Origin of the sequence: Georgenia yuyongxinii (genome assembly GCF_006352065.1) — a bacterium.
Taxonomy (GTDB): Bacteria; Actinomycetota; Actinomycetes; order Actinomycetales; family Actinomycetaceae; genus Georgenia; species Georgenia yuyongxinii.
Genome location: NZ_CP040915.1, coordinates 2779465 through 2805762, shown reverse-complemented (window position 1 = coordinate 2805762; position 26298 = coordinate 2779465). Strand labels below are relative to the sequence as shown.

21 protein-coding genes and 1 pseudogene are annotated in these 26298 nt (G+C 72.7%); 13 read left to right on the top strand and 9 right to left on the bottom strand.

All coding sequences use genetic code 11. From position 1 onward, the window contains the following. Positions 1-18: 18 nt before the first annotated feature. Positions 19-1905, bottom strand: a complete 1887-nt coding sequence (locus FE374_RS12820; RefSeq protein WP_139929589.1) for an ABC transporter ATP-binding protein — start codon at positions 1903-1905, stop codon at positions 19-21. 87 nt (positions 1906-1992) lie between these two features. Between FE374_RS12820 and FE374_RS12815 the strand changes: the two genes are divergently transcribed. Next, complete coding sequence (locus FE374_RS12815; RefSeq protein ID WP_230978296.1) at positions 1993-2439, top strand: MarR family winged helix-turn-helix transcriptional regulator; 447 nt, start codon at positions 1993-1995, stop codon at positions 2437-2439. Positions 2440-2475: 36 nt separating this feature from the next. Next, positions 2476-4833 (top strand): NAD-dependent DNA ligase LigA, encoded by a 2358-nt coding sequence (ligA, locus tag FE374_RS12810; RefSeq protein ID WP_139929587.1) that lies wholly within the window; start codon positions 2476-2478, stop codon positions 4831-4833. Positions 4834-5183: 350 nt separating this feature from the next. Here the strand turns inward: ligA and xdhC are convergent, their stop codons facing one another. From xdhC to FE374_RS12780, 6 genes are all read right to left on the bottom strand, one after another. Continuing rightward, positions 5184-6029 carry a xanthine dehydrogenase accessory protein XdhC gene (gene xdhC, locus FE374_RS12805; RefSeq protein WP_139929585.1) on the bottom strand — a complete coding sequence of 282 codons (846 nt, stop codon included), beginning with the start codon at positions 6027-6029 and terminating at the stop codon, positions 5184-5186. 1 nt (position 6030) lies between these two features. After that, entirely contained in the window at positions 6031-8448 is a 2418-nt protein-coding gene (gene xdhB, locus FE374_RS12800; RefSeq protein WP_139929583.1) for a xanthine dehydrogenase molybdopterin binding subunit, read from the bottom strand. Continuing rightward, positions 8445-9980, bottom strand: a complete 1536-nt coding sequence (locus FE374_RS12795) for a xanthine dehydrogenase small subunit (protein ID WP_139929581.1) — start codon at positions 9978-9980, stop codon at positions 8445-8447. The genes xdhB and FE374_RS12795 overlap by 4 nt, the downstream gene beginning before the upstream one ends. Before the next feature lie 278 nt (positions 9981-10258). Next, a complete protein-coding gene (locus FE374_RS12790) occupies positions 10259-10519 on the bottom strand; it encodes a Txe/YoeB family addiction module toxin (protein WP_139929579.1) in 261 nt (86 codons plus the stop codon). Further along, positions 10516-10764 carry a type II toxin-antitoxin system Phd/YefM family antitoxin gene (locus FE374_RS12785; protein WP_139929577.1) on the bottom strand — a complete coding sequence of 83 codons (249 nt, stop codon included), beginning with the start codon at positions 10762-10764 and terminating at the stop codon, positions 10516-10518. Before FE374_RS12785 ends, FE374_RS12790 begins: the two co-directional genes overlap by 4 nt. Before the next feature lie 87 nt (positions 10765-10851). Continuing rightward, positions 10852-12339, bottom strand: a complete 1488-nt coding sequence (locus tag FE374_RS12780; protein ID WP_139929575.1) for an SPFH domain-containing protein — start codon at positions 12337-12339, stop codon at positions 10852-10854. Positions 12340-12503: 164 nt separating this feature from the next. Here FE374_RS12780 and FE374_RS12775 point away from each other — a divergent pair, with 164 nt between their 5' ends. Then, on the top strand, positions 12504-13025 hold the full coding sequence (locus FE374_RS12775; RefSeq protein ID WP_139929573.1) for a GNAT family N-acetyltransferase: 522 nt from the start codon (positions 12504-12506) through the stop codon (positions 13023-13025). Positions 13026-13053: 28 nt separating this feature from the next. On the opposite strand, the gene FE374_RS12770 is transcribed toward FE374_RS12775, so the two are convergent. Further along, positions 13054-14343 carry a phospholipase D-like domain-containing protein gene (locus tag FE374_RS12770; protein WP_139929571.1) on the bottom strand — a complete coding sequence of 430 codons (1290 nt, stop codon included), beginning with the start codon at positions 14341-14343 and terminating at the stop codon, positions 13054-13056. 135 nt (positions 14344-14478) lie between these two features. Between FE374_RS12770 and FE374_RS12765 the strand changes: the two genes are divergently transcribed. The 5 genes from FE374_RS12765 (at position 14479) to FE374_RS12745 (ending at position 19984) form a co-directional block, all read left to right on the top strand. Beyond that, complete coding sequence (locus FE374_RS12765) at positions 14479-14895, top strand: pilus assembly protein CpaE (RefSeq protein WP_139929569.1); 417 nt, start codon at positions 14479-14481, stop codon at positions 14893-14895. A 110-nt stretch (positions 14896-15005) separates the two neighbouring features. Next, positions 15006-15305 carry an Asp-tRNA(Asn)/Glu-tRNA(Gln) amidotransferase subunit GatC gene (gene gatC, locus FE374_RS12760; RefSeq protein ID WP_139929567.1) on the top strand — a complete coding sequence of 100 codons (300 nt, stop codon included), beginning with the start codon at positions 15006-15008 and terminating at the stop codon, positions 15303-15305. After that, positions 15302-16810, top strand: coding sequence for an Asp-tRNA(Asn)/Glu-tRNA(Gln) amidotransferase subunit GatA (gene gatA / locus FE374_RS12755; RefSeq protein WP_139929565.1), 1509 nt, complete (start codon positions 15302-15304; stop codon positions 16808-16810). Before gatC ends, gatA begins: the two co-directional genes overlap by 4 nt. Further along, positions 16807-18312 (top strand): Asp-tRNA(Asn)/Glu-tRNA(Gln) amidotransferase subunit GatB, encoded by a 1506-nt coding sequence (gatB, locus tag FE374_RS12750; protein ID WP_139929563.1) that lies wholly within the window; start codon positions 16807-16809, stop codon positions 18310-18312. The genes gatA and gatB overlap by 4 nt, the downstream gene beginning before the upstream one ends. A 244-nt stretch (positions 18313-18556) precedes the next feature. Beyond that, positions 18557-19984, top strand: coding sequence for an NAD-dependent malic enzyme (locus FE374_RS12745; RefSeq protein WP_139929562.1), 1428 nt, complete (start codon positions 18557-18559; stop codon positions 19982-19984). A 149-nt stretch (positions 19985-20133) separates the two neighbouring features. On the opposite strand, the gene FE374_RS12740 is transcribed toward FE374_RS12745, so the two are convergent. After that, entirely contained in the window at positions 20134-20697 is a 564-nt protein-coding gene (locus tag FE374_RS12740) for a DoxX family protein (protein WP_223173532.1), read from the bottom strand. Positions 20698-20814: 117 nt separating this feature from the next. Between FE374_RS12740 and uraD the strand changes: the two are divergent. The 5 genes and pseudogenes from uraD to alc form a co-directional block, all read left to right on the top strand. Further along, a pseudogene (gene uraD, locus FE374_RS19565) lies at positions 20815-21426 on the top strand (2-oxo-4-hydroxy-4-carboxy-5-ureidoimidazoline decarboxylase); the annotation flags it as partial. 24 nt (positions 21427-21450) lie between these two features. Then, a complete protein-coding gene (pucL, locus tag FE374_RS19560) occupies positions 21451-22419 on the top strand; it encodes a factor-independent urate hydroxylase (protein ID WP_168205790.1) in 969 nt (322 codons plus the stop codon). Then, the gene (locus FE374_RS12730) at positions 22392-23765 is read left to right on the top strand and encodes a DUF6986 family protein (protein ID WP_139929558.1); all 1374 of its coding nucleotides are present in this window, start codon (positions 22392-22394) and stop codon (positions 23763-23765) included. Before pucL ends, FE374_RS12730 begins: the two co-directional genes overlap by 28 nt. Continuing rightward, positions 23762-25135, top strand: a complete 1374-nt coding sequence (allB, locus tag FE374_RS12725) for an allantoinase AllB (protein ID WP_139929556.1) — start codon at positions 23762-23764, stop codon at positions 25133-25135. Before FE374_RS12730 ends, allB begins: the two co-directional genes overlap by 4 nt. Continuing rightward, on the top strand, positions 25132-26220 hold the full coding sequence (gene alc, locus FE374_RS12720) for an allantoicase (protein WP_139929554.1): 1089 nt from the start codon (positions 25132-25134) through the stop codon (positions 26218-26220). Before allB ends, alc begins: the two co-directional genes overlap by 4 nt. Positions 26221-26298: the final 78 nt, after the last annotated feature.

The following is a 26298-nucleotide window of genomic DNA, read 5'->3' as shown; positions in this document are numbered from 1 at the left end:
GCCGACGGGCGCCTGCGGTCAGGCGGTGGTCAGCGTGCGGTCTCCGGCTTTGCCCTCCTCGGCTGCGGCGAGCAGGGCGGCGTACCTGCCCCCGGCGGCCGCGAGGGTGTCGTGGTTGCCCAGCTCGACCACCTGCCCGCGGTCGAGGACGGCGATGAGGTCCGCGCCGCGCACCGTCGAGAGCCGGTGCGCGATCGCGATGGTGGTCCGGCCCGCGCTGACGACGTCGAGAGCGGCCTGCACCTCCCGTTCGGTGCGGGTGTCCAGCGCCGACGTCGCCTCGTCCAGGACCAGCACGCGCGGGTCGCGCAGCAGCGTGCGCGCGATGGCGATCCGCTGCTTCTCGCCGCCGGAGAAGCGGTGCCCCCGGGCGCCGACGACCGTGTCGTACCCGTCGGGCAACGACGCGATGAGGTCGTGGACCCGGGCAGTGCGGGCGGCCTGCTCGATCTCCTCGTCCGAGGCACCGGGCCGGGCGTACCGCAGGTTCTCCCGGATGGTGGCGTGGAGGAGGTAGGTCTCCTGGGAGACGATGCCCACGGTCCGTGCCACCGACTCCAGCCGGAGGTCGCGCAGGTCGACGCCGTCGATGCGCACCGCGCCGGCCGTGGGGTCGTGCAGCCGCGCGACCAGGGAGGCCAGCGTGGACTTGCCCGAGCCGGTGGCCCCGACCAGAGCGAGGCGGGTGCCGGCCGGGACGTCGAGGTCGATGCCGGCCAGGGCGGGACGGTCCCCGCCCGGGTAGGTGAAGCTAACGCCGTCGAGCCGGACGGCCCCTCGGGTCAGGTCGGGATCGAGGTCGACCGGCTGCGCGGGATCGTCGATGTCGACCGGGAGGTCGAGGTACTCGAAGACGCGGCTGAACAGCGCCAGGGAGCTGGTGACCTGCACGCCCACGTCGAGCAGGCCCATCAGCGGGCGGAAGAGCGTGCCCTGCAGCGCGACGAACGCGACGAGGGTGCCGATGGTCATCCCGCCCGACATGGCAGGCAGTCCGGCCATCAGGTAGATCAGCGCCGGGATGGCGGAGAAGACGACGTGCATGGTCGCCATCCGCCACCGTCCGGCGAGCTCGGCGCGGACCTCGAGGTCGAGCAGGTCGGCCGAGCCGCGGGCGAAGCGCTGGGAGAGAGCCGGCCCGGCGCCCATCGTCTTGGCGAGCAGCACGCCGGAGATGGAGAGCGACTCCTCGACCTGGCCGTGCAGGTCCGCCAGGGCGCGCTGGCGGCGGGTGGTCACCGCGCGCCGCATGAGCGCGACCTTGCGGGTCAGCCAGATCGCGGGCGGCAGCACGACGACGGAGAGCAGGGAAAGCCGCCAGCTCAAGGCGCCCATCGCCACCGCGGTGCCGACGACGGTGGTGAGGTTGGAGGCGATCGACGTGGCCGCCGTCGTGACCACGCTCTGCATGCCACCGATGTCGTGGGTCAGGCGGGACTGGACCTCCCCGCCGCGCGTGCGCGTGAAGAAGTCGAGGGACTGGCGCTGCAGATGGGTGAACACGTCCGTGCGCAGCCGGTGCATGACGCGCTGGCCGACCGTGGTGGACAGCCACGTCTGGAACACCCCCAGGACCGAGCCGACCACCGCTACCGCCAGCATCGCCCCGACCAGCAGCAGCAGGAGCCGGACGTCCTGCGCCGGGATCGCCTCGTCGATGAGGCGGCGGATCAGGAACGGGGTGGCCAGGGCGATCGCCGACGAGGCGACGATCAGGACGACGACGACGGCGAGCCGGCCCCGGAAAGGGAGGAAGAGGGCGCCGATCCGGCGCAGCTCTGCTGGATGGGTCTCCAGCTGTTTCAGATCCTTGGGGTCCCGCCGGGCGGGACCGCCGCGCGGGCCTCCCCCGCGCGGGCCTCCCCCGCGCGGGCCTCCCCCGCGGGGGCCAAAGGCGTCACTCATGGGCATCAGCTCGATCCGGTTGGTGAGGGTGAACTGTTGTGAGGTTACCTCACAATGAGGTGTCGACGCTACGGGTAGGCTGAGCCTGTGCCTCGTCCTACATCACGCCCTTCCGCCGGTGAGCCGGCGGAGCTGCTGCTCATGGCCGGCCGGGCCCTGCGTCGGAGCTGGGTGTCCGCGCTCGCCCCCTGGGAGCTCTCGCCGCACCAGTCGCGCGCGCTGGGTGCCGTGTGCTCCGGCGATGCCGAGCCACGCCTGGCCGACATCGCGGACCAGCTGCGGATCGCGCCCCGCTCGGCCACCGAGGTGGTCGACGCCCTCGAGGCCAAGGGGCTGGTACGCCGGGCCCCCAGCCCGCACGACCGCCGGGCGGTGGTCGTGCAACCGACCGCCGAGGGCCTCGAGGTGCGCTCCGCCGTCGAGCAGGCTCGCACCGAGGCGGCCGAGGCGTACCTGGCCCCGCTGACCCCCGACGAGCGCGAGACCCTCAGCGTGCTGCTCCGCCGCCTGACCGTGGACCGTGCCGACAGCTGACGCGCGCCCGCGTCGGTGTCACCGCGGTGCGCCATCATGGGACGCGTGACAGACGAGATTGCCGCCACCGAGCTCCAGGACACCGTCGCGGCGGTGCCCGAGGCCGCGGACGCCGACGCACGCCAGCGCTGGACCGACCTCGCCGAGGCCCTCGAGGCCGCGCAGTTCGCGTACTACGTGCGGGACGCGCCGACCATCTCCGACGCCGAGTACGACCAGCTCATGCGCGACCTGGAGGCGCTGGAGGAGGCGCACCCGGACCTGCGGGTGCCCGAGTCGCCCACCCAGCGCGTCGGTGGCACGTTCTCGACCGAGTTCGCCACGGTCACCCACCACGAGCCCATGATGAGCCTGGACGACGTCTTCTCCCTCGAGGAGCTGCGCGAGTGGGCCGCCCGGGTGCACGCGGCGGCCGGCCGCACCGACGTGGCCATGACCTGCGAGCTCAAGATCGACGGGCTCGCGGTGAACCTGCTCTACGAGCACGGCCGGCTCGTACGCGCCGCGACCCGCGGGGACGGGCGCACCGGTGAGGACGTCACGCTCAACGTGCGCACCATCGCCTCCGTCCCCCAGCAGCTGGCAGGGAAGGACCACCCGGCGAGCATCGAGGTCCGCGGCGAGGTGTTCTTCCCGGTCGCGGGCTTCGAGGAGCTCAACGCCTCCCTGGTCGCCGCGGGCAAGGCGCCGTTCGCGAACCCGCGCAACTCCGCGGCCGGCTCGCTGCGCCAGAAGGACCCACGGGTGACCGCCTCCCGGCCGCTGGACATGATCGCCCACGGGGTGGGCGCGGTGCGGTGGGACGGCATCACCCCGCCCGAGACCCTGACCACCCAGTTCGGCCTCTACGAGCAGCTCAAGGCCTGGGGCATCCCGGTCTCCACCCACACCCGCCTGGTCCGCTCCCGCGCCGAGGCGGAGGAGATGATTGCCCACTACGGCGAGCACCGGCACACCGTCGCGCACGAGATCGACGGCATCGTCATCAAGGTCGACGACTTCGCCCTGCAGCGCCAGATGGGCGCGACCTCACGGGCACCGCGCTGGGCGGCGGCCTACAAGTACCCCCCCGAGGAGGTCAACACCAAGCTGCTCGACATCCGGGTGCAGGTGGGCCGCACGGGCCGGGTCACGCCGTACGGGGTCATGGAACCGGTGCTGGTGGCCGGCTCCACCGTCGCCCAGGCCACCTTGCACAACGCCCAGGAGGTGGTCCGCAAGGGTGTGCTCATCGGCGACACGGTGGTCCTGCGCAAGGCCGGCGACGTCATCCCGGAGATCGTCGCCCCCGTGGTCGAGCTGCGCGACGGCAGCGAGCGGGCGTTCGTCATGCCCGAGCGGTGCCCCTCGTGCGGCACGCCGCTCGCCCCCGCCAAGGAGGGCGACGTCGACCTGCGCTGCCCCAACGCCCGGTCCTGCCCGGCCCAGCTCACCGAGCGGGTGGCCCACATCGGCTCGCGCGGCGCGCTGGACATCGAGGCGCTCGGCTACGAGGCAGCCCTCGCCCTGGTCTACCCCGAGGCCTCCCGCGAGCTGGTCGCGGCCGCCCGCGCACTCGCCGGCGCCGACGGCCGGACGCCCACCCCCGAGGACCTCGCCGCCGCCGACGCCGCACTGCCCGCGCCCCAGCGCCCTGTGCTCACCACCGAGGCCGGCCTGTTCGACCTCGCCGCCGAGGAGCTGCGGGACGTGCGGGTGTGGCGTGAGATCAAGAAGGACGGCGTGGGCACCGGCACGTGGGAGCAGCGCCTGTTCTTCTGGACCACGCCCACGCACCGGCGCGACGGCACCGTCAACAAGCCCTCCAAGCCCACCGCCACCACCGAGGTGATGATCGCCGAGCTCGATCGGGCCAAGGACCAGCCCCTGTGGCGGGTCCTGGTTGCGCTGTCGATCCGGCACGTCGGCCCCACGGCGGCGCGCGCGCTCGCGGTGGAGTACGGCTCCATGGAGGCCATGCGCGCGGCGAGCGTCGAGGAGCTTGCGGCGGTCGACGGCGTCGGCCCGGTCATCGCCGCTGCGCTGAAGGCGTGGTTCGAGGAGGACTGGCACCGCGAGATCGTGGACAGCTGGACGGCCGCCGGGGTCCGCATGGCCGACGAGCGCGACGCGTCCGTCGAGCGCACGCTCGAGGGCCTCACCATCGTGGTCACCGGGTCCCTGGAGGACTTCAGCCGCGACTCCGCGAAGGAGGCCGTCATCGTCCGCGGCGGCAAGGCCTCCGGGTCGGTGTCGAAGAAGACCGACTTCGTCGTGGTCGGCGCGAATGCCGGCACCAAGGAGGCCAAGGCCCGTGAGCTGGGTCGGCCCATCCTCGACGAGGCCGGGTTCGTCGCGCTGCTGGCCGGTGGGCCGGACGCCGTCGCCGACCTGGTGGAGCCCGACGGCGAGTAGTTAGCGGCGGGTAGCCAGCGTTCCGCGAGGTGTCATCTGCTCCCTCCGTGGTTTGTGGGCACCTCTGGCCGGTCGCCGCGTGAGCGGCCGCTCTCGCCGTGCGTGCGTCTAGGCGGCTCGGGCGGGTGGTGGACCACGCGCGCGTGCCGTGAACGGGCGCGCTCGGGGTGGAGGGGGCGGGGGCGGCGGGGTGGCGGGGGTGGCGGCCCATGGTCCGGTGGTGTCAACGTGGCGCGACGGGACACGTCCTGCCCCTCGTCAACCGCGAACCCCGCTCGCGCGGCGCTGCGAACCGCAATCCCAGTGCCGATCTGGTGGTCACCGCCCGATAACGGGCCCTCCACGCGTGCTTACGACGCGCTCGGTCGGGGACTACTCGACATCTCGCGCGGAGGGAGACGGGTCGGCGTCCCTGACAGCGTCTGCACGAGCTCGGCGGCCACGGCGATCGCGATGACCGCCGGGGACTTGCCGGTGACCGTGGGCAGCCCGATGGGGCACCGGATCGAGTCGACGGCGGCGTCGTCGTGACCCTCCGCCCGCAGCCGTACCCGGAACCGCGCCCATTTGGCCCGTGAGCCGATCAGGCCCACCGACAGGTCGCCGCGGCGCAGCGCCGCGTCACACAGCACGAGGTCCTCGGCGTGGTCGTGGCTCATGACGTACACCTGCGCCCCGGCGGGCAGGCCCCGCAGGACCACCTCAGGCGCCGGGGCGTGGTGCACGTGGACGTCGGCGGGCCCCGCGACGTCCGCGAGCCGCTCGGCGCTCAGCGGCGTGGCCCTGCTGTCCACGAGGTGCAGGCTCAGCGGCAGCCGGGACAGGATCCGGGCCAGCTCGTGGCCCACGTGCCCCATCCCGAACACCGCGACCGTGGCCCGCGTGGGCAGCGGCTCGAGCAGCACGGTGACCTCGCCGCCGCAGCACTGCCGGCCGTGCTCGGTGGTCGCGTGCTCGTTGAGGGCCATGAGCAGGGTGTCGGGCTGCGTGGCGCCGTCGCGGAGCATCGCCCGGGCCCGGTCGACCGCCGTGGCCTCGAGGTTGCCGCCGCCGATGCTGTCCCAGGTCTCCTCGGCGGCGACCACCATCTTGGCGCCGGCCTCGCGCGGCGCGTGACCGCGCACGGTGGTCACTGTGACGAGCACGCCGGCGCAGGCCTGCTCCCGCAGGTGCGCCACTGCCGCCAGCCAGTCCATCTCAGCCTCGCACCGGTGCCGGCGGGCCCGTAGGCTCGTCCGCCCGCGCCTGGCTGGGCGCGGCGGCGCGCTCCGCCGTCGCCTCCCGGCCGGCCTCGCGGGCCGCCTGCACCGCCCAGAAGACTGCCTCGGGCGTGGCCGGCCCGGCCAGCTCGACGGCGCGACCCGGCGGCCCGAACGCGCCGGCCGCCTGGCGTAGCGCCTCGCGGACGCTGAACGCGAGCATGAGGGGCGGCTCGCCGACCGCCTTGGACCCGTACACGACCCCGCTCTCGGTGGCGCGCTCGAAGAGGTGGACGTGAAGCTCCTCGGGCATCTCGGAGAAGCTCGGGAGCTTGTAGGTGCTGGCCGCCTGGGTGGCCAGCCGGCCCCGCCGCTCGCCGTCGGAGACGTCCCAGACCAGCTCCTCCAGGGTCAGCCACCCGGCGCCCTGGACGAAGCCGCCCTCGATCTGGCCGAGGTCGATGAGCGGGGACAGCGAGTCGCCGACGTCGTGGACGATGTCCGTGCGCACGAAGCGGTAGGCCCCGGTGAACCCGTCCACCTCCACCTCGGAGGCCGCCGCCCCGTACGCGAAGTACTTGAACGGTTCGCCCTGCATGCGGTCGGCGTCCCAGTGCAGCCCCTCGGTGCGGTAGAACCCGGCGGCGAAGAGGGGGACGCGCTGGAAGTACGCGTCGCGCACGACCTCCGCGAAGGTCAGGACACGGTCGGTGAAGCCGATGCCCGTCACCTTCCCGGCGGTGAAGCGGACGTCGTCGGGGTGGATGTTGAGCCGGCGCGCGGCGACCTCGGCGAGCCGCTCGCGGATCTGCTCGCAGGCGTCCTTCACGGCGCCGCCGTTGAGGTCGGTGCTCGAGCTGGCGGCGGTGGCCGAGGTGTTCGGCACCTTGTCGGTCCGGGTCGGCGCCAGTCGGACGAAGTCCAGCGGCACGCCGAGCGCGGTGGCCGCGACCTGGAGCATCTTGGTGTGCAGGCCCTGGCCCATCTCCGTGCCGCCGTGGTTGACGAGCACCGAGCCGTCCTTGTACACGTGCACCAGCGCGCCGGCCTGGTTGAACGCGGTGAGGTTGAACGAGATGCCGAACTTCACCGGCGTCACCGCCAGGGCCCGCTTGAGGTGCCGGTGCGCGGCGTTGAACGCGTCGATCTCGCGACGGCGGCGCTCCACCTCGGCCCGTTCGTGCAGCAGGTCCCAGATCGCCACGAGCCGCTCTGCGTGGCGGACCGGCTGCCCGTACGGGGTGGTCTGGCCGGGTGCGTAGAAGTTCAGACGGCGCAGCTCGGCGGGGTCGATCCCGAGCACCGGCGCGCACCGGCCCAGGATGTCCTCCAGCACGAGCATGCCCTGCGGACCGCCAAAGCCGCGGAACGCCGTCTGGGAGGTCTTGTTCGTCTTCGCGATGCGGCCGTGGACCTCGATGTCCGGCACGAAGTAGGCGTTGTCGATGTGGCACAGCGCCCGCGTGAGGACCGGCTCGGACAGGTCGAGGCTCCACCCGCCGTCGGAGGTCAGCGTGGCCCGCAGCGCCAGGATGTGGCCGTCGTCGTCGAAGCCCACCTCCCAGCTGGCGTGGAAGCCGTGCCGCTTGCCGGTCATCGTGATGTCCTGGGTGCGGGTGAGCCGCACCCGGACCGGGCGCCCGGTCAGCACCGCGCCGAGCGCCGCGACCGCGGCGAAACCGTGCGGCTGCATCTCCTTGCCGCCGAACCCGCCGCCCATGCGCACGCACTGCACAGTGACCTCGTGGCTGTGCAGGCCCAGCACGTGGGCGACGATCTCCTGCGTCTCGGTGGGGTGCTGGGTGCTGGACTGGACGAACACCTGACCGCCCTCGTCCACGTGGGCGAGCGAGGCGTGGGTCTCGAGGTAGAAGTGCTCCTGGCCGCCGAACTCGAACTCGCCGGTGAAGCGGTGCGGGGCCGCCGTCAAGCCGGCCGCGGCGTCGCCGCGGCTGACGGTGGGCTGGGCGCCCTGGTAGCTGCCCGCCGCGATCGCCTCGCTCAGGGTCAGCAGCGAGGGCAGCGGCGCGTACTCCACCTCCACGCGCTCGGCGCCCACCCGGGCCGCCTCGAGCGTCTCGCCGAGCACCCAGCACACCGCGTGCCCGTAGAACATGACCTCGGTGGGGAAGAGCGGCTCGTCGCCCTTGATGCCGGCGTCGTTGATACCCGGGACGTCCGCCGCGGTGAGGACCCGCACCACCCCGGGCACCTGAAGCGCGGGCGCGGTGCGCATCGTGGCGACCCGGGCGTGGGCGTGCGGGGCCTGGACCGGCCACGCGTGCAGCACCCCGGGCGCGCGGCCGACGAGGTCGTCGGTGTACAGGGCGGCACCGGTGACGTGCAGGGCGGCGCTCTCGTGCGGGACGGCCACGCCGACGACCGGGCTCTCGGGGCGCTCGGCGAGGGACCTCATCGGACCACCTCCAGCGCGGCGGTCGGCCGCTCCTCGGCGTAGAACTTCAGCAGCGCCTGCTCGAGCATGGCCGCGCGGTACCGGGCGCTGGCGCGGTGGTCGTCGAGCGGGGTGCCCTCGGTGCGCAGCAGCGCCGCGGCCTCGGCGGCGGTCGCGGGGTCCCAGGTCGCCCCGGTGAGCAGCTCCTCGGTCCTGCGGGCCCGGACCGGGGTGGACGCGACCCCGCCCAGCCCGATCCGCACGGACTCGACGACGTCGCCGTCCAGCCGCATCGCGACGGCGACGGCGACGGCGGAGATGTCGTCGAAGCGCCGCTTGGCGATCTTGTAGAAGCCCGTGCGCGGGGCGAGCGGCACCGGCAGCCGCACGGCCCGGATGATCTCCCCGGGGGCGCGGACGCTCTGCCGGTAGCCGGTGAAGTACTCCGCCAGCGCCACCTCACGCTCCCCGTCGAGGGAGGCGAGCACCACGGTGGCATCGAGCGCCAGCAGCACGGGGGCGGCGTCGCCGATGGGGGAGCCGGTGCCGAGGTTGCCGCCGAGGGTGGCGGCGTTACGGATGAGCCGCGAGGCGAACTGCGGGAAGAGGGCGCCCAGCAGCGGCACCCGGCCGGCCAGGGCGTGCTCGGCCTCCGAGAGCGTCAGCGCCGCGCCGATCTCGATCCGGTCCGCGCCGACGTCAAGGGTGCGCAGCTCCTCCAGACGGTCGACGGCGAGCACCAGGGCCGGGCGTGCGTGGCCGATGTTGACCTCGACCCCGAGATCGGTCGCGCCGGCCACGAGCCGCGCCGTCGGCTCCTCGGCGAGGCGCCGGAGCAGCTCGGCGAGGGTCGCGGGCCGGACGAACTGGGCGCCGTCGGCGGCCACGACCGTGTGCTGCACGGGCGGGGCGCCGCGCTGGTGGCGCTGGGCGAGCGGGTCGGTGGGGTCGGGGGAGCCGAGCGCGTACGCGGCGTCCCGGATCGGGCGGTACCCGGTGCACCGGCACAGGTTGCCGCTCAGGGCGTGCAGGTCGAAGCCGTTCGGGCCGCGCTCGTGGTCGGCGGCGTGCTCGATGCCGGTGACGGCGGTGCCGGTGCTGGGGTGGGCGTAAGTGCCCTCGGTGCCGTCGGTGCCGTCGTCGGCGGGGGAGCGGTCCGGGCGGTAGTACTCCGCGGCCATGGCGCACACGAAGCCGGGCGTGCAGTAGCCGCACTGCGAACCGCCCCGGTCGGCCATCTCACGCTGGACCGGGTGCAGGTTCTCGCGCGTGCCGGTCCCGGGCGCGGTGCCCAGACCCTCGGCGGTGATGATCTCCTGACCGTCGAAGGCCAGCACCGGTGGCAGACAGGCGTTCAGGGCGGTCCAACGGGTACGCCCTGGACCGTCGGGGCGGGCCACCAGGACGGCGCACGCTCCGCACTCGCCCTCGGCGCAGCCCTCCTTGGCGCCGGTCAGGCCCTCGCGGCGCAGCCAGTCCAGCAGGCGCGTGTGGGGGGAGACGGACGCGGCCACGCGGGGCCGGCCGTTGACCGTCACCTGGATGCGCTCCATCGCTCACACTCCTCATCGAGTTTCCTCGCCACCCGGCCGTCGCGCCATCGCGCGGCTCGGGCTGGTTCTGCGAGGGCATGGTTGAGGCGGCGGCCCGGGCCGCTGGTTGTCCATGCCGAACAACGGCGCCGGTGTGACTGGGACCATACTCGGGCAAACCGCCCGCATCCAGGAGACGGGGTCACGACTTCAGCCGTGATCCGACCTCGGACGAACCAGCCCCGGTACGGCAAGCACACTGGGACCGCTTCGGTCCGCGGAAGCTGAACGAGATCGCGCTACCGGGCGTAGTGGTAGCGCGCTTGAAGGAGAAGGTGGTCGTCGTCGCGGACGACGTAGACCAGGCGGTGCTCGTCGGTGATGCGCCTGGACCAGGCGTTGGCGAGACCGTACTTGAGCGGCTCAGGTTTGCCGATGCCCTCGTGGGGATCCCGGGCAATGTCGTCGATCAATCGGTTGATCCGCTTGACGAGGGAGCGGTCGACTCGCTGCCAGTAGGTGTAGTCCTCCCATGCCTGCGGGGCGAAGACGATCCTCACTCGCGGTCGAGGTCGTGCTCGGCGCCCTCACCGCGGTCGACCGCCTCCATGGCATCGAGCAGGCGCCGGGCGTTGGCAGGGGAGCGGAAGAGGTAGGCGGTCTCCTGCCATGCCGCGTAGTCGTCCGCAGCCATCAGGACGGCATTGCCGCGTTTGGAGGTAATCTCGACGACTGAGCGGTCGTCGTTGACCTCCTCGATCAAGGGGAAAAGGTTCTTGCGGGCCTCGCTGGCGGTGATGGGCATCTCATGAGCTCCCGAGGTGTGGTACAAGAAATGGTACTGCTATGAGAGCGGGCCGGCCACCGTGGTGACCGGCCCGCTCTACGACCCTCAGTTCTGCAGTGTCGCCGCCTCCGCGGGGGCGGCGCCGTCGTCGGAGCTCCGGGCGCCGTCAGCGGCGGTCCGGGCACCGTTTCCGGGGGTGCGGGCGCCGGTGAACGTCCCGAGCAGGGCCCCCAGGTTCAGGCCGGTGAGCGCCTGGATCGTGGCGGAGCCCTCGCCGAGCACCTGGCCGGCGATCTTCGACACCGCTCCGGCGCCGTCGGTGCCGACCACCGTCAGCTGGTCGATCTTGCCGACGGGCTCGGCGGCGGCCCGCATGATCTCCGGCAGCACGCCGACGAGCTGCTGGACGATGACTGCCTGGCCCTGCTCGGCCAGCGCCTTCGCCTGCGCCTCGGTCGCAGCGGCGGCGGCGAGGCCCTCGGCCTGGGCGGCGGCCGCGCGGGCCTCACCGAGCGCCTTGATGGCGTCGGCCTCGTTGCGCTGGGCGGCGAGGTTCGCCTCGGCCAGCGTCGTGCGCTGGAACGCCTCGGCCTGGGCCTCGGCCTTCCGCGCGTCGCGCTCACCCTCGGCCTCCTTGGCCGCGGCGTAGGCGGAGGCGTCGGCCGGCTTGCGCACGTCGATGTCGAGCTGCTGCTCGGTCACCCGGGCCTGCTCCAGCAGCGCCTCACGCTGCTGGGCGGCGACCACCCGCTCCTGCTCGGCGCGGGCGAGCTGCCCGGCCGCCTCGGCCTCGGCGTTGGCCTTGTCGGTCTCCGCCTTGATCGTGGCCTGCTTGAGCGCGAGGTCGCGCTGCCGCTCGGCGATCTTCTCCTGCGCCGCCAGCTGCGCGGTCTCTGAGGCGAGCCGTGCCTCGGCCTCCTGCACCTCGGCGACCTGGCGCGCGCGGGCGGCCTGCGCACGCCCGAGGTTCCCGAGGTAGTCCGATCCCGGGGTGGAGATGTCGGAGAGGTTCACCAGGTCGATGTGGAAGCCCTGCTGGTGCAGGTCCGGCCGGATGGACTCGAAGACCTGCCGCTGCAGGGCCTCACGGTCGGAGATGATCTCTTCGACCGTCATCGAGCCCAGGACCGGACGCAGCGCGCCCTCGAGGGCTTGCTGGAGCGGCTGCTCGAGCTTGGCCTGCTGGCTGGTGAACCGCTGGGCGGCCCGGCGGACGCCGTCGGCGTCGCCGCGGACCTTGAACAGGACCGACGCCTTGACCCCGACCGCGATGAAGTTCTTGTCCACGCCCTCCACGGTCAGGGAGAGCTGGCGCTGCTCCAGCGAGATCTTGGTGACGGACTCGAAGAACGGCTTGACGAACGCGCGGCCACCGATGACGATCCGCGGGCCCCGGCCCTCGCCGGCGCCACCGTCCGTGGGCAGCGCGTCGAGGCTGCCGGTCGGGCCGTTCCGGCCCTCGCTGCGGCCCACGATGACGAGGGCCTCGTTGAGGTCCACCGTGCGGATCGACCGGCGGATCGTGATGACCAGGACGAGGGCGGCGATCGCGAGTCCCACGATCACGGGGATGCTGCCGAGGACGAGCTCCACGAGGTTTCCAATGCTCAGGCGGGTGGGGATGCCGCCTACTATGCCGCCTTTTCCGGCCGCCAGGCGTCCATACGTTCGGGCTGACGCGGTAGGCCGGCGCCGCGCCTCGGAAGAGCGCACCGGACGTCGGCGGGCGCCGGGCGTCGTCGGGCACCGGACGGATAATGACCCTCGTGTCTCCCACCACGAGTCTCGGCGTCACCCCGGTCCGCACCGCAGAGCTCGCCCGCGTCGGCGAGCTCTGCGTGGCCGCGTACCGCGCCGCCGGCATGGCGGAGGAGGACGACGGGTACGCCCTGCAGCTGCGCGACGTCGCTGCCCGGGCCGCGGACGCCGTCGTCCTGGTGGCACGCGCCGGACGGGAGGTGCTGGGCACCGTGACGCTCGCGGCGGCCGGCACCGTGTACGCCGATCTTGCCCGCGGCGACGAGCTGGAGGTGCGCATGCTCGCCGTCGACCCGGCTGTGCAGCGCCGCGGGGTGGCCGAGGTGCTGCTCCGCGGCGCCGCGGAGTGGGCCGCGGAGCAGGGCTATCCCGCCCTGGTGCTCTCGGTGCTGTCCCACGACGGGCCGGGCACCCCGCACCGCCTCTACGAGCGGATCGGCTACCGGCGCGACCCCGCCCGCGACTACGTGGGCTCGTGGGACCCCGCGGCGACCATGTGGTTCTACGAGCTGGCGCTGTGACGCGCGGGCGGTCTCGGCGGCGGCGCGGTCACAGCAGCGGGCCAAGGCGCCGCAGCACCCGCTCACCCAGCCGGCTCAGCACGCCTCGCGACCTCCACTCCTCGAGCGTGAGCTGGCGGGAGTTGGTCAGGTCGGTGCTGAAGATCTCCTCCATGTGGGCGGCCAGGTCGTCGTCGTAGATCTCCAGGTTGACCTCGAAGTTGCCCGTCATGGACATGCGGTCGATGTTCGTGGTGCCCACGGTCGTCCACCGCCCGTCCACGGTCATGGTCTTGGCGTGGACCATGGCGTCCTGAAAAAGCCAGAGCTGGACGCCGGCCTCGAGCAGACGGGTGTAGTAGATCCGTGCCGCCCAGTCGGCCAGGACGTGGTTGGACACCTCCGGGATGAGCACCTTGACGTCCACGCCCCGGCGGGCGGAGCCGATGAGCGCGGCGAGGATGTCGCGGTCGGGGATGAAGTAGCCCTGGGTGATGTAGATGTGGTCCTTGGCGCGGTCGATCACCTCGAGATAGAGGTTGCGCACCGGGAAGCTCAAGCGGGTGGGGTTGTTCTGCGCCGCTCGGATGCGCGGTTCCCACTCCTTCGCACCACGGTCGGGGATCTCGGGGTGGCGCGACCTGCGGTGGGCGTTCCAGAAGTCGACGAACGCGTTCTCCAGCTCCCACGTGCTCGTGCCCTTGACCCGCAGGTGCGTGTCGCGCCACTGCGTGGCGTAGAGCGAGCCGATGTTGTAACCGCCCACGAAGCTGGTCTCGCCGTCGACGATCAGCAGCTTGCGGTGGTCCCGGCCCGTCTTGCGCATGTTCAGCGTGAGCAGGCCGGGCCGGAACAGCGGAAAGCGCATCACGTGAAGGTTGGGCAGGTCGGGGAAGTGCTTGAAGGACGGCGGGACCACGAGGTTGGCCCAGCTGTCGAACACGATGAACACCTGCACACCGCGCCGGGCCGCGCCGAGGAGCGCGTCCTTGAACGCGTGTCCCACCTCGTCGGACTTCCAGATGAAGGTCTCGAACTGCACCTTGGTCCGCGCGCCGTGGATCGCGGCGAGCATGTCCTCGTAGAGGTCGGCGCCGTAGGTGTAGGTGGTGACCTCGGAGTCCGCCACCGACAGGGTCCGCGGCGCGGTGCGGGGGAACTCCCCGGTCGGCGGCTCGCGCCGCTTGCGCACGCGGTCCACGGCGACGACGGCGGTCGCCGCGGCGACCTGGACGGCGACCGTGGCGGTCACGTACCAGCGGGCGGCGCGCCAGACGTCGCGGGCGTGGATGTTCTGCGCCCGCAGGAGTGCGAGGCCGAGGCGCTGACGTTTCGGCATGGCGCCAACCTAGGGCACGCAGGCGCCCTGACCGGCGCAGATGCCGACGGCGAGGGGTGCCTTGGCGTCCCCGGGTGGCCTGGTCGACGCGGGCTCAGGGCCCCGGTTCTCCCAGGCGTTGCGGATAATGGGCCGATGATCTCCCTCCAGCTCGCCCGCGAGCTCCAGGAGGCCGGGTTGCGCTGGCGGCCGGCGGCCGGCGACCGGTTCACCATCGACCAGCCCGAGCTGGCCGGCGACGTCTTCACGGTCGCCGAGATGACTGTCCAGGCGCACCGGTTCCCGAGCGGGACCATCCTGGGCTTCAACGGCACCACCGAGTGGGCGCTCGACGCGGTCACCCTGGAGGAGACGGTGTGGCTGCCGCGCGAGGACCAGCTCCGCGAGCTGCTCGGCGCCACGTTCCGGGCACTGCACCGTCTTGACGGCGAGTACCTGGTCACCACCGCGGTGCCAGGCGGCACGGACGCCGTCGAGGAGCATGCCGCCCCCGCCGCGGCCGATGCCTACGCGAAGGCGCTGCTCGCCCTGATCGCCCGGTCCACCGGCTGACGCCTCCGGGTCTGCGCGAGGCCCGCTGTCCCGGCGGGCACGCGCCACGGCACCCGGCCGGGCGCCGTCGCCCCGGTCACGCCACCCGGCCGGGCGTTTAGACTCGCCGCATGTCCACCATCTCTTCCGACGAGGTCGCGCGCGTCGCGGCGCTCGCCCGCATCGAGCTCACGCCCGAGGAGGTCGACCGCCTCGCCGGCGAGCTCGACGTCATCGCCTCCGCGGTGGCCCGGGTCAACGAGGTCGCCACGCCCGACGTGCCCGCCACCTCCCACCCGATCCCGCTGACCAACGTCATGCGCGAGGACGAGGTGGTGCCGACCCTGGACGTGGACGATGTCATGTCCGCCGCGCCCTCCGCCATCGACGGCCGCTTCGCGGTCCCGCAGATCCTCGGGGAGGACGCATGAGCGAGCTGATCCGCCGCAGCGCCGCCGAGCTCGCCGCGTTGCTGTCGGCCAAGGAGGTCTCCTCCGTCGAGGTGACCCAGGCGCACCTGGACCGCATGGCCGCCGTGGACGGTGACGTGCACGCCTTCCTGCACACCAACACCGACGAGGCGCTGGCCGCCGCGGCCGCCGTCGACGCGCGCCGCGTGGCGGGGGAGGACCTACCCGAGCTGGCCGGCGTCCCGATCGCCGTCAAGGACATCGTGGTCACCAAGGGCCAGGTCACCACGGCCGCCTCGAAGATCCTCGAGAACTGGGTGCCGCCCTACGACGCGACGCTCGTCACGCGGCTGCGCGCCGCGGGCATGCCCATCCTGGGCAAGACGAACCTCGACGAGTTCGCCATGGGCTCTTCCACCGAGCACTCGGCGTACGGCAACACCCGCAACCCCTGGGACCTCGAGCGCATCCCCGGCGGCTCGGGCGGTGGCTCCGCGGCCGCCGTCGCCGCCTACGAGGCGCCGCTGGCCATCGGCACGGACACCGGCGGCTCGATCCGCCAGCCGGCCGCCGTCACCGGCACGGTCGGGGTCAAGCCCACCTACGGGTCCGTCTCCCGCTACGGCCTGATCGCCATGGCCTCCTCGCTGGACCAGGCCGGCCCGGTCACGCGCACCGTGCTCGACGCCGCCCTGCTGCACGAGGTCATCGGCGGGCACGACCCGCTCGACTCCACCTCGCTGAGCGACCCGGCCACCGGCTACGTCGCCGCCGCCCGCGCGGAGGACCTCAAAGGACTGCGCGTCGGCATCGTCAAGGAGCTCGGGGGCGAGGGCTACGCCCCCGGCGTGCGCCGCTCCTTCGAGGAGTCGGTCGAGCTGCTCAAGCAGGCCGGCGCCGAGGTCGTCGAGGTCTCGTGCCCGAGCTTCGACTACGCGCTCGCGGCGTACTACCTGATCATGCCGGCGGAGGCCTCCTCCAACCTGGCGAAGTTCGACGGCATGCGGTTCGGGCTACGCGTCGAGCCCGCCGACGGGCCGGCCACCGCCGAGCGGGTCATGGCGGCCACGCGCGGGGCCGGCTTCGGCGACGAGGTCAAGCGCCGCATCATCCTGGGCACCCACGTGCTCTCCGCCGGGTACTACGACGCCTACTACGGCTCGGCGCAGAAGGTCCGCACGCTCATCCAGCGCGACTTCGCCCAGGCCTTCGGCCAGGCCGACGTGCTCGTCTCTCCCACCGCGCCGACCACGGCGTTCAAGTTCGGCGAGAAGCTCGACGACCCGATGGCGATGTACCTCAACGACGTCGCCACGATCCCGGCCAACCTCGCCGGCATCCCCGGCATCTCGCTCCCCTCGGGCCTGAGCGACGACGGCCTGCCGGTCGGTTTCCAGGTCCTCGCGCCCGCCCGCGAGGACGCCCGTCTGTACCGGGTGGGAGGCGTCCTCGAACGCCTGCTCACCGCCAAGTGGGGCGGTCCGCTGCTGGCCCAGGCCCCCGAGCTGGAGGTGGCTGCCCGATGAGCACGCAGACCGTCGACCTCGTCGACTACGAGGACGCGATCAAGCGCTACGACCCCGTGCTGGGCATCGAGGTGCACGTCGAGCTGGGCACGAAGTCGAAGATGTTCGACGGCGCCCCGCAGACCTTCGGCGCCGAGCCCAACTCCGCTGTCACCCCGGTCTCGCTGGGCCTGCCCGGCGCCCTGCCGGTGGTCAACGGCAAGGCGGTGGAGTACGCCGTCAAGATCGGCCTCGCGCTGAACTGCACCATCGCCGAGACCTGCCGGTTCGCCCGGAAGAACTACTTCTACCCGGACGTGCCGAAGAACTTCCAGACCTCCCAGTACGACGAGCCGATCGCCTTCGACGGCTACCTCGACGTCGAGCTCGAGGACGGCACCGTCTTCCGGGTGGACATCGAGCGCGCCCACATGGAGGAGGACGCCGGCAAGAACACCCACGTCGGCGGTGCGACCGGCCGGATCCACGGCGCCGAGTACTCCCTGGTGGACTACAACCGCGCCGGCATCCCGCTGGTGGAGATCGTCACCCGTCCCATCGAGGGCGCCGGGGCGCGGGCCCCGGAGGTGGCACGGGCCTACGTGAACACGCTGCGTGACATCTTCCGCGCCCTGGAGGTCTCCGAGGCGCGGATGGAGCGCGGCAACGTGCGCGCCGACGTCAACGTCTCCCTGCGGCCCACGCCCACCTCACCGTTGGGCACCCGCACCGAGACAAAGAACGTCAACTCCTTCCGCTCCGTCGAGCGGTCGGTGCGCTACGAGATCTCCCGACAGGCCGCGATCCTCGACGCCGGCGCCACGGTGACCCAGGAGACCCGGCACTGGCACGAGGACTCCGGCACCACCTCGCCCGGGCGGGTCAAGTCCGACGCCGAGGACTACCGGTACTTCCCCGAGCCGGACCTCGTCCCCCTGGCGCCCCCGCGTGAGTGGGTCGAGGCGATCCGGGCGACCCTGCCCGAGCTGCCGGCCGTGCGCCGTCGGCGCCTGCAGGGCGAGTGGGGCTACTCCGACGCCGAGATGCGCGACCTCGTCAATGCGGGTGCCGGCGACCTTGTCGAGGCCACGGTCGCTGCCGGGGCGAGCCCGGCCGCGGCGCGGAAGTGGTGGATGGGGGAGCTCGCCCGCACCGCCAAGACCGACGGCGTCACGCTGGAGGAGCTGGCGATCACCGCGCAGCAAGTAGCCCAGCTCGCGGCCCTGGTCGAGGCCGGGCGCATCAACGACAAGCTCGCCCGGCAGGTGCTCGAAGGCGTGCTGGCCGGGGAGGGCTCACCCGAGCAGGTGGTCCAGGACCGTGGCCTCGAGGTCGTCTCCGACGACGGCGCTCTCGACACGGCGATCGACGAGGCCCTGGCGGCGAACCCCGACGTCGTGGAGAAGATCCGCGGCGGGAAGGTCCAGGCGGCAGGCGCGATCGTCGGCGCGGTCATGAAGGCCACCCGTGGCAAGGCCGACGCGGCGCGCGTGCGCGAGCTGCTCATGGAGCGCATCGGCTAGCTGCGGAACCCGCAGAGCGCACGCCGATATGCCACCTCCTTGGTGACATGTCATCTCTTCCGCGAGATGTCATCTGCTGCGCGAGATGTCATCGGCCGACGGCCCCCCGGAAGGGGGGCCGTCGGCCGTCTCGGCGCACCGCCGCCCGCCCGGCACGCCGCGGGGCGGGCGTGACCAAGGTCGCAGGTCACAGCGGGATAGGATTCGTGGCGCTCGTCACCACGGTCTCGGAAGGTCGCCCCTCATGGTTTTGCCAAGTCCCAGCTACACCATCACGTTGCGGGTGGAAGCACCCGCGTCGCAACGGGCGACGAGCAACGTGGTCTCCGCGGTCGCCGAGGCGGGGGCCGCCGTGATGGGCGTCGACATCGTGCACTCGGCGACGAAGAAGGTCGTCGTCGATGTCACCTGTGACACGGTGGACGCCGAGCACGGGGACCAGGTGGTCGCGGCCCTCAACGCCCTCGAGGGCGTGAAGGTGCTGAAGATGAGCGACTCGACCTTCCTCATGCACCTGGGCGGCAAGATCGAGGTCCGGACCAAGGTGCCGCTCAAGACGCGCCGGGACCTGTCCCGCGCCTACACCCCGGGCGTGGCCCGCGTGTGCCTGGCCATCGCCGAGAACCCGGCTGACGCGCGGCGGCTGACGATCAAGCGCAACACCGTCGCCGTGGTCACCGACGGCACCGCGGTGCTCGGCCTCGGAGACATCGGCCCCGCCGCCGCGCTGCCTGTGATGGAGGGCAAGGCCGCGCTGTTCAAGGAGTTCGCCGGGGTGGACGCGTGGCCGGTCTGCCTGGACACCAAGGACACCGAGGAGATCATCTCCATCGTCAAGGCGCTGGCCCCGGTCTACGGCGGCGTCAACCTCGAGGACATCTCCGCCCCGCGCTGCTTCGAGATCGAGCGCAGGCTCCGCGAGGAGCTGGACATCCCAGTCTTCCACGACGACCAGCACGGCACCGCGATCGTGGTGCTGGCGGCGCTGATCAACGCGCTCAAGGTGGTCGAGAAGAAGTTGGAGGACGTGCGCATCGTCGTCTCCGGCGTCGGCGCCGCGGGCAACGCGATCATCCGGCTCCTCATGGCCCAGGGTGCCCGGCACATCGTCGCGTTCGGCCGCGCCGGGGCGTTGCACCGCGGCGCCACCAACGGCGACGAGTACCGCAACTGGATCTCCGATCACACCAACGAGGAGGGCTTCACCGGCACCCTTAAGGAGGGCATGGCCGGCGCGGACGTGTTTATCGGGGTCTCGGCGGGCAACATCCTCACCGGTGCGGATGTGGCGCGCATGAACGACGGCGCGATCGTGTTCGCGCTGGCCAACCCGACCCCCGAGGTCGACCCGATCGAGGCAGGGCAGACGGCTGCCGTCGTGGCCACCGGGCGCAGCGACTACCCGAACCAGATCAACAACGTCCTCGCCTTCCCCGGGCTCTTCCGCGGCCTGCTGGACGCGGGTGCCTCGCACATCTCGGACGAGATGCTCCGGGTGGCGGCGGTGGCGATCGCCGGCGTCGTCAGCGACGAGGAGCTCAACAGCGCCTTCATCATCCCCGGCGTGTTCGACACCCGCGTGGCCGAGGCCGTCGCCGAAGCCGTCCGCGCCGAAGCCGAGCGGCACCTCGCCGAGCAGGCCAGCACGGCTGAGGAGCCCCTCACCGTCTGATCAGCGTCGGGGGCCGACGGCAGTGCCCGACGGCGGTCGCCACGCCGCGTCGTCGTGAAGGCGGCCCGCACGCGCGCGAGGGGCGCCGGTCCTTCAGGACCGGCGCCCCTGCCGTGGTGCGGCTGGCGTGCAGCCGTGGCTGTTGGGACTCAGCGCAGCCAGGTCTTGTTGCCGATCATCTTGGCCCACCACTTGCCGACGCCCCAGGTGTCACCGGAGAGCGTCACCGCGGCGATGATGAGGAGCATGGCCTCGATCCAGTGCGAGTCCGTGATCGGGTTGGTGCCCCCCAGCGCTGCGGGCAGCTCGGCCAGGTACATGAACAGCATGAGCAGCGTGCCCGTGACGGCGGCGATGCGCAGGCCTGCGCCGGCGATCATCGCGACGCCGATGCCGAGCAGGCCGACCATGAACAGCGCGTCGCCGAACGGGTTGGCGAACACCTGGAAGACGCCGTGGAACGGGCCCTCGATGCCCTTGATGAAGCCCTGGGCAGGTGTCCCGCCGTTGATCCAGGCGCGCTCGACCGGGGTCATGAAGCCCAGGCCGAACAACTTGTCGATGAAGGCCCAGAGGAACACCCAGCCGATGATGATCCGGCCGATCGCGAGCGTCTTGCGCGCTCCGGGCGAGGTGACGATCTGCTCCTGGTACACCGGGCCGACCTGCGACCTGGTGGTGCCGTCGGTGCGGTTGGTGAATGACGTGGCCATCGTGCTCTCCTTGTGAGCCGAGGTGGAGCTTCGCTGCTCCGGTTGAGCTCTGGTTGAGCTCCTTGTGAACCAGCATGGCGGGTCGACTCGCCCGAATCTTGGGGCCTACGTCCCAAGATGTCCGACTCGTCTCACACGACTTCAGCGACGGCCGTCGCCGACCCGACGTTGACGGAAACGTGCGCGTCGATAGGTTGTTCCCGCTGGCAATCGACGAGGAGGTCGGCGCGCATGGCCCGCACCGGACTGGCCCGCCTCAACGAGGCCGACCCCGGCGACGCGACGGCGCTGGTGCTCGCCTGCGCCGCCGTGCCCCGCTGGGCCCGCGCGATCGTCGAGGGACGCCCCTACGCCGATGCCGACGCCGCACTGACGGCGGCGCGCACGGCGGCAGTCCCGTGGACGCCCGAGGAGGTCGACGCCGCCCTGGCCCGCCACCCCCGGATCGGCGAGCGCGTGCGCGGCGACGAGACCGACGCCGCGCACTCGCGCGAGGAGCAGGCCGGGGTCGACCCGACCGACGCCGAGACGGCACGTCGCCTCGCCGCCGGCAACGCGGCGTACGAGGCGCGCTTCGGTCACGTGTTCCTCATCCGGGCCGGCGGGCGCACCGGGCCGGAGATCTTGGCTGCCCTCGAGCAACGCCTGACCAACGACCCCGTGAGCGAGCGGCTGGTGGTGGCCGAGCAGCTGCGGGAGATCGCCGTCCTGCGCCTGGCGAAGGAGCTGGGCGTGACACCGAAGGAGCCAGAGATGAGCGACACCCGCTCTGCCGGCACGACCGCCGCGAACGCGACCGCGCCGGACGCGACCGCCGCGATCGTGCTTGGCGACAACCAGTACGGCAAGGCCGAGGTCCGGCTGCTCAGGGTGGACCGCGACACCCCGCGGCACCGCATCACCGAGCTGTCCGTGACCTCTCAGCTCCGTGGCGACTTCGCCTCGGCGCACCTCGTGGGGGACAACGCCCCCGTGGTGGCCACCGACACCCAGAAGAACACGGTCTTCGCCCTCGCCAAGGACGGCGTCGGTGCGCCCGAGGAGTTCGCCCTCCGGCTCGCCGAGCACTTCACCTCCGGCTTCGACTGGGTCTCGGGTGGGCGGTGGCTGGTCAAGCAGTACACCTGGGAGCGCATCCCCACGACCCTGGCCGACAACGCCACCGGCGGCACCCACGACCACGCCTTCGTCAAGGGCGGCACCGAGACCCGCACCGCCGTCGTCCAGCGCGACGGTGACGACGTGTTCGTCGTGGCGGGCCTGGAGGACCTCTCGGTGCTCAAGTCCACCGGCTCGGAGTTCCACGGGTTCCCGCGCGACCGGTACACCACCCTCGCCGAGACCGACGACCGCATCCTCGCCACGAGCGTGACGGCGCGGTGGCGCTACACCACGGCGGACGTCGACTACGACGCGCTGTACGCCGACGTGCGCCGGCTCCTCCTCGAGACGTTCGCCGACGTGCACTCCTTCGCCCTGCAGCAGACGCTGTACAAGATGGGCGAGCGGGTGCTGCACGAGCACCCCGAGATCGGGGAGATCAGGTTCTCCATGCCGAACCTGCACCACTTCCTCGTCGACCTCGCGCCCTTCGGGATGGACAACCCGGGGGAGGTCTTCTACGCCGCGGACCGCCCGTACGGGCTCATCGAGGCCGAGGTGCGGCGCTCGGACGTCGCGCCCGACCCGCGGGCATGGGCGACGGTGGCCGGGTTTTGCTGAGCTGCGAGCGGGCGACGGCGGAGGCGACCGAGGAGGGCGACGGGTTGGGCAACGGGACGCGAGGACCAGGCGCAGAGGCGCGCACCTCACTGGCGCCGGCGGACCTCGATGACGTCGAGGGTCTGCTCGCGCCGGTCGACGCCCGGCTTGCCCGTGACTACCCCGGTGCGGACACCACCCGTCAGCCGGTGCACACCGTCTACGTCCCCGCCGACCGCTACCACGCCGGGCTCGCCCGGGAGTGGGGCGAGCGGTCGCGCCAAGCGGTGAGCGACGCCGGCGGCATCGACGCCCTCCTCGCCGCCGCCGCCGTCCCCGCCCCGCTGCGCTCCGCCGTCGGCGAGCGGGTGGCGGCCAAGCTGGCCGCCGAACCGGTGGAGGACCTGCGCATCGACCTCGAGGACGGGTACGGCGACCACGGCGACGCCGAGGACGACGTCGCCGTGGCCGCCGCCCACAGCCTGCGCCGCGAGCTGGAGACCGGTGAGGCCACCCCGTACGCGGGCATCCGCTTCAAGAGCCTCGAGGCCCCCACCCGGGCCCGTGGCCTGCGCACCCTCGACGTGTTCCTTACCACGCTGGCTGCCGGTGGGGACCTGCCCGACGGGCTGCGGCTCACGCTGCCGAAGGTCACGGCCGTCGAGCAGGTGGCGGCCATGATGACGGTGTGCGAGCGGCTCGAGGCCGCCCTCGGCCTGCCGGGCGGCCGGCTGCGGTTCGAGGTGCAGGTCGAGACCCCGCAGTCCGTCCTCGGGCCCGACGGCGCAGCCGGGGTCGCCCGGATCATCCGTGCCGGCCGGGGGCGGGTGGCGGCGCTGCACTACGGCACCTACGACTACTCCGCCTCGCTAGGCATCGCCGCCGCGCACCAGAGCCTGGAGCACCCCGCGGCCGACCACGCCAAGGCGGTCATGCAGGTCGCCGCCGCGGGGACCGGGGTTCAGCTGTCCGACGGCTCCACGAACGTCCTGCCCGTCGGAACGCCCGAGTCGGTCCGGGACGCCTGGACGCTGCACGCCCGGCTCGTGCGCCGTGCCCTCGAGCGCGGCTACTACCAAGGCTGGGACCTCCACCCCGCGCACCTGCCCAGCCGGTTCGCGGCGACCTACACGTTCTACCGGCAGGGGCTCGACGCGGGCGCCGGACGCCTGCGCGACTACCTCGACCACGTCGACGGCGCCGTGCTCGACGAGCCGGCCACCGCCCGCGCCCTGGCCTGGTTCCTCTCTCGCGGCCTGGACTGCGGCGCACTCGGCGTCGACGAGCTCGCCGCCCGCGGCCTTCCCGCCGACGAGCTGGCCGCCCTCGTGAGGCCCCGGGCGCGCACCGCGGGAGCCACGCCATGAGCCTGGCCTCCGCCCGCCCCGCCGCGGGCGGTCCCGACCTCGCCCTTGACCTGGTGGTGCGGGGCCGGCGCGTCCTGACCCCCAGCGGTGTGTGCCCGGCCGAGGTGGCGGTGCGCCGCGGCACCATCGTCGCCGTCGAGCCGCTCGGCGCCGACCTGGCCGGGGCGCGCGTGCTGGACATCGGTGACGACGAGATCCTCCTGCCCGGGCTGGTCGACTCCCACGTGCACGTCAACGAGCCGGGCCGCACCGACTGGGAGGGCTTCGCCTCCGCGACCCGGGCTGCCGCGGCCGGCGGCGTGACGACGATCGTCGACATGCCGCTGAACTGTGTGCCGCCCACGACCGGGGTGCGCGCCCTCGAGCTCAAGCGTGACCGCGCCCGCGCGGCCGCGTTCGTCGACGTCGGCTTCTGGGGTGGTGCCGTCCCGGGGAACACCGCGCAGCTGCGGCCGTTGTACGAGGCCGGCGTGTTCGGCTTCAAGTGCTTCCTTCTCGACTCCGGTGTTCCGGAGTTCGCCCCGCTGGGACCCGACGAGCTCGTCCGCGACCTCCGCGAGCTGGCCGCGCTCGACGCGCTCATGATCGTGCACGCCGAGGACCCCGCGGTCATCGCCGGTGCCCCGCACGCCCAGGGTGCTCGCTACGCGGACTTCCTCGCCTCCCGGCCGCCGCGTGCCGAGTCCGCCGCGATCGCGGGAGTCATCGAGGCGGCGCGCCGCACCGGCGCCCGGGCCCACGTGCTGCACCTCTCCGACGCCGGCGCCCTGCCGATGATCGCCGCCGCCCGCGCCGAGGGCGTGCGCCTCACGGTGGAGACCTGCCCGCACTACCTCACCCTCGCCGCCGAGGAGGTCCCCGACGGCGCCACCGCCTTCAAGTGCTGCCCCCCGATCCGCGGTACGGACAACCAGGACATGCTGTGGCAGGGCCTCGCCGACGGCGTGATCGACATCGTCGTCACCGACCACTCGCCTGCCACACCCGAGCTGAAGAACCCGCCCTCGGGGGACTTCGGCGAGGCCTGGGGCGGCGTCGCGTCCCTCCAGCTCGGCCTGCCCGTCATGTGGTCGGCGGCCCGGGCACGGGGCGTCGCCCTGGAGGAGGTGGTGCGGTGGATGTCCGCCGCACCTGCCGCCCTGCTGGGCCTGACCCGCAAAGGGGGGATCGCCGTCGGGCACGATGCCGACCTGGCGGTCTTCGCCCCGGACGAGGAGTTCGTCGTCGACCCCGCCCGCCTGCACCACAAGAACCCCACCACCCCCTACGCCGGAAGCCGCCTCACCGGCGTCGTCAGGAGCACGTTCCTGCGCGGCCGCCCGGTCACCGACGTCCCGAGCGGCACGCTGCTGAGACGAGGACAGCCATGACCGGTCCATCGCACCCCGCCCCGCCCGGGGCATCCGCCCCGACGGCGCCCGGTACATCCGCCCCGACGGCGCCCGGGGCGGCCTTCACCGGCCTGACGGACCTCGCTTCGCGCGCGCTGGGCGCAAGCGTCGTCGCGGCGAACGACGAGTTGTTCGCCTCCCGGGAGAACCTCATCAACCCCGGCGAGGCGGCCTTCGACCCGCAGGCGTTCGGGCACAAGGGAAAGCTCTACGACGGCTGGGAGACTCGCCGCCGTCGCGACGCCGGGCACGACTGGGCCGTCGTGCGCCTCGGCGCCCCCGGGGTCGTGCGAGGCGTCGTGGTCGACACCGCGTGGTTCCGCGGCAACTACCCACCAAACGTCTCGGTCGAGGCCGCCCACGTGGCGGACTACCCCGACGCCGCGGCGCTCGCCGACGCGGAGTGGACCACGCTGGTCGGTCGGACCGACTGCGCCGGCGACGCGAAGAACTACTACGCCGTCGAGGATCCGCACTGCTGGACCCACGTGCGCCTGTCGATCTATCCCGACGGCGGTGTCGCCCGGTTTCGGGTGCACGGCGAGGCCCTGCCCGACCCGCGGTTCCTCACCGGCACGATCGACCTGGTGGCGGCCGACAACGGGGGCCGGCTCGAGCAGACCTCGGACGCCTTCTACTCCTCGCCGGCGCAGATCATCCTGCCGGGCCGCGCCCGCCACATGGGTGAGGGGTGGGAGAACGCCCGACGCCGCGGCGGCGGCAACGACCATGCGGTCTTCGCCCTCGCCGCGCCGGGCACCGTACGTCACGTGGAGGTCGACACCGGCTACTACGTGGGCAACGCGCCCGGGTGGGTGCGGCTGTCGGTCGCGGACGCCCGGGGCAGCGACCTTGATACGGCCGCCTGGACCGACATCGTCGCGAAACGTCCGGTTGTCCCCGACACCCGGCACCGGCTGCTCGTGGAACAGGCGGTCGAGGGCACCCACGTGCGCCTGGACGTCTACCCCGACGGCGGACTGAGCAGGCTGCGCCTGTGGGGGGAGGTCAGCGCGTCCGGGCGCGCGCTCGCCGAAGACCGCTGGCGCCGCGCGAGACCGTGAGGCGTTGACCGTGTGGGCGCGCCCCACCTACGGTTCCCGTCAGAGAACAGTGGTATCTCGTGGTCCCGGATGTGGGGG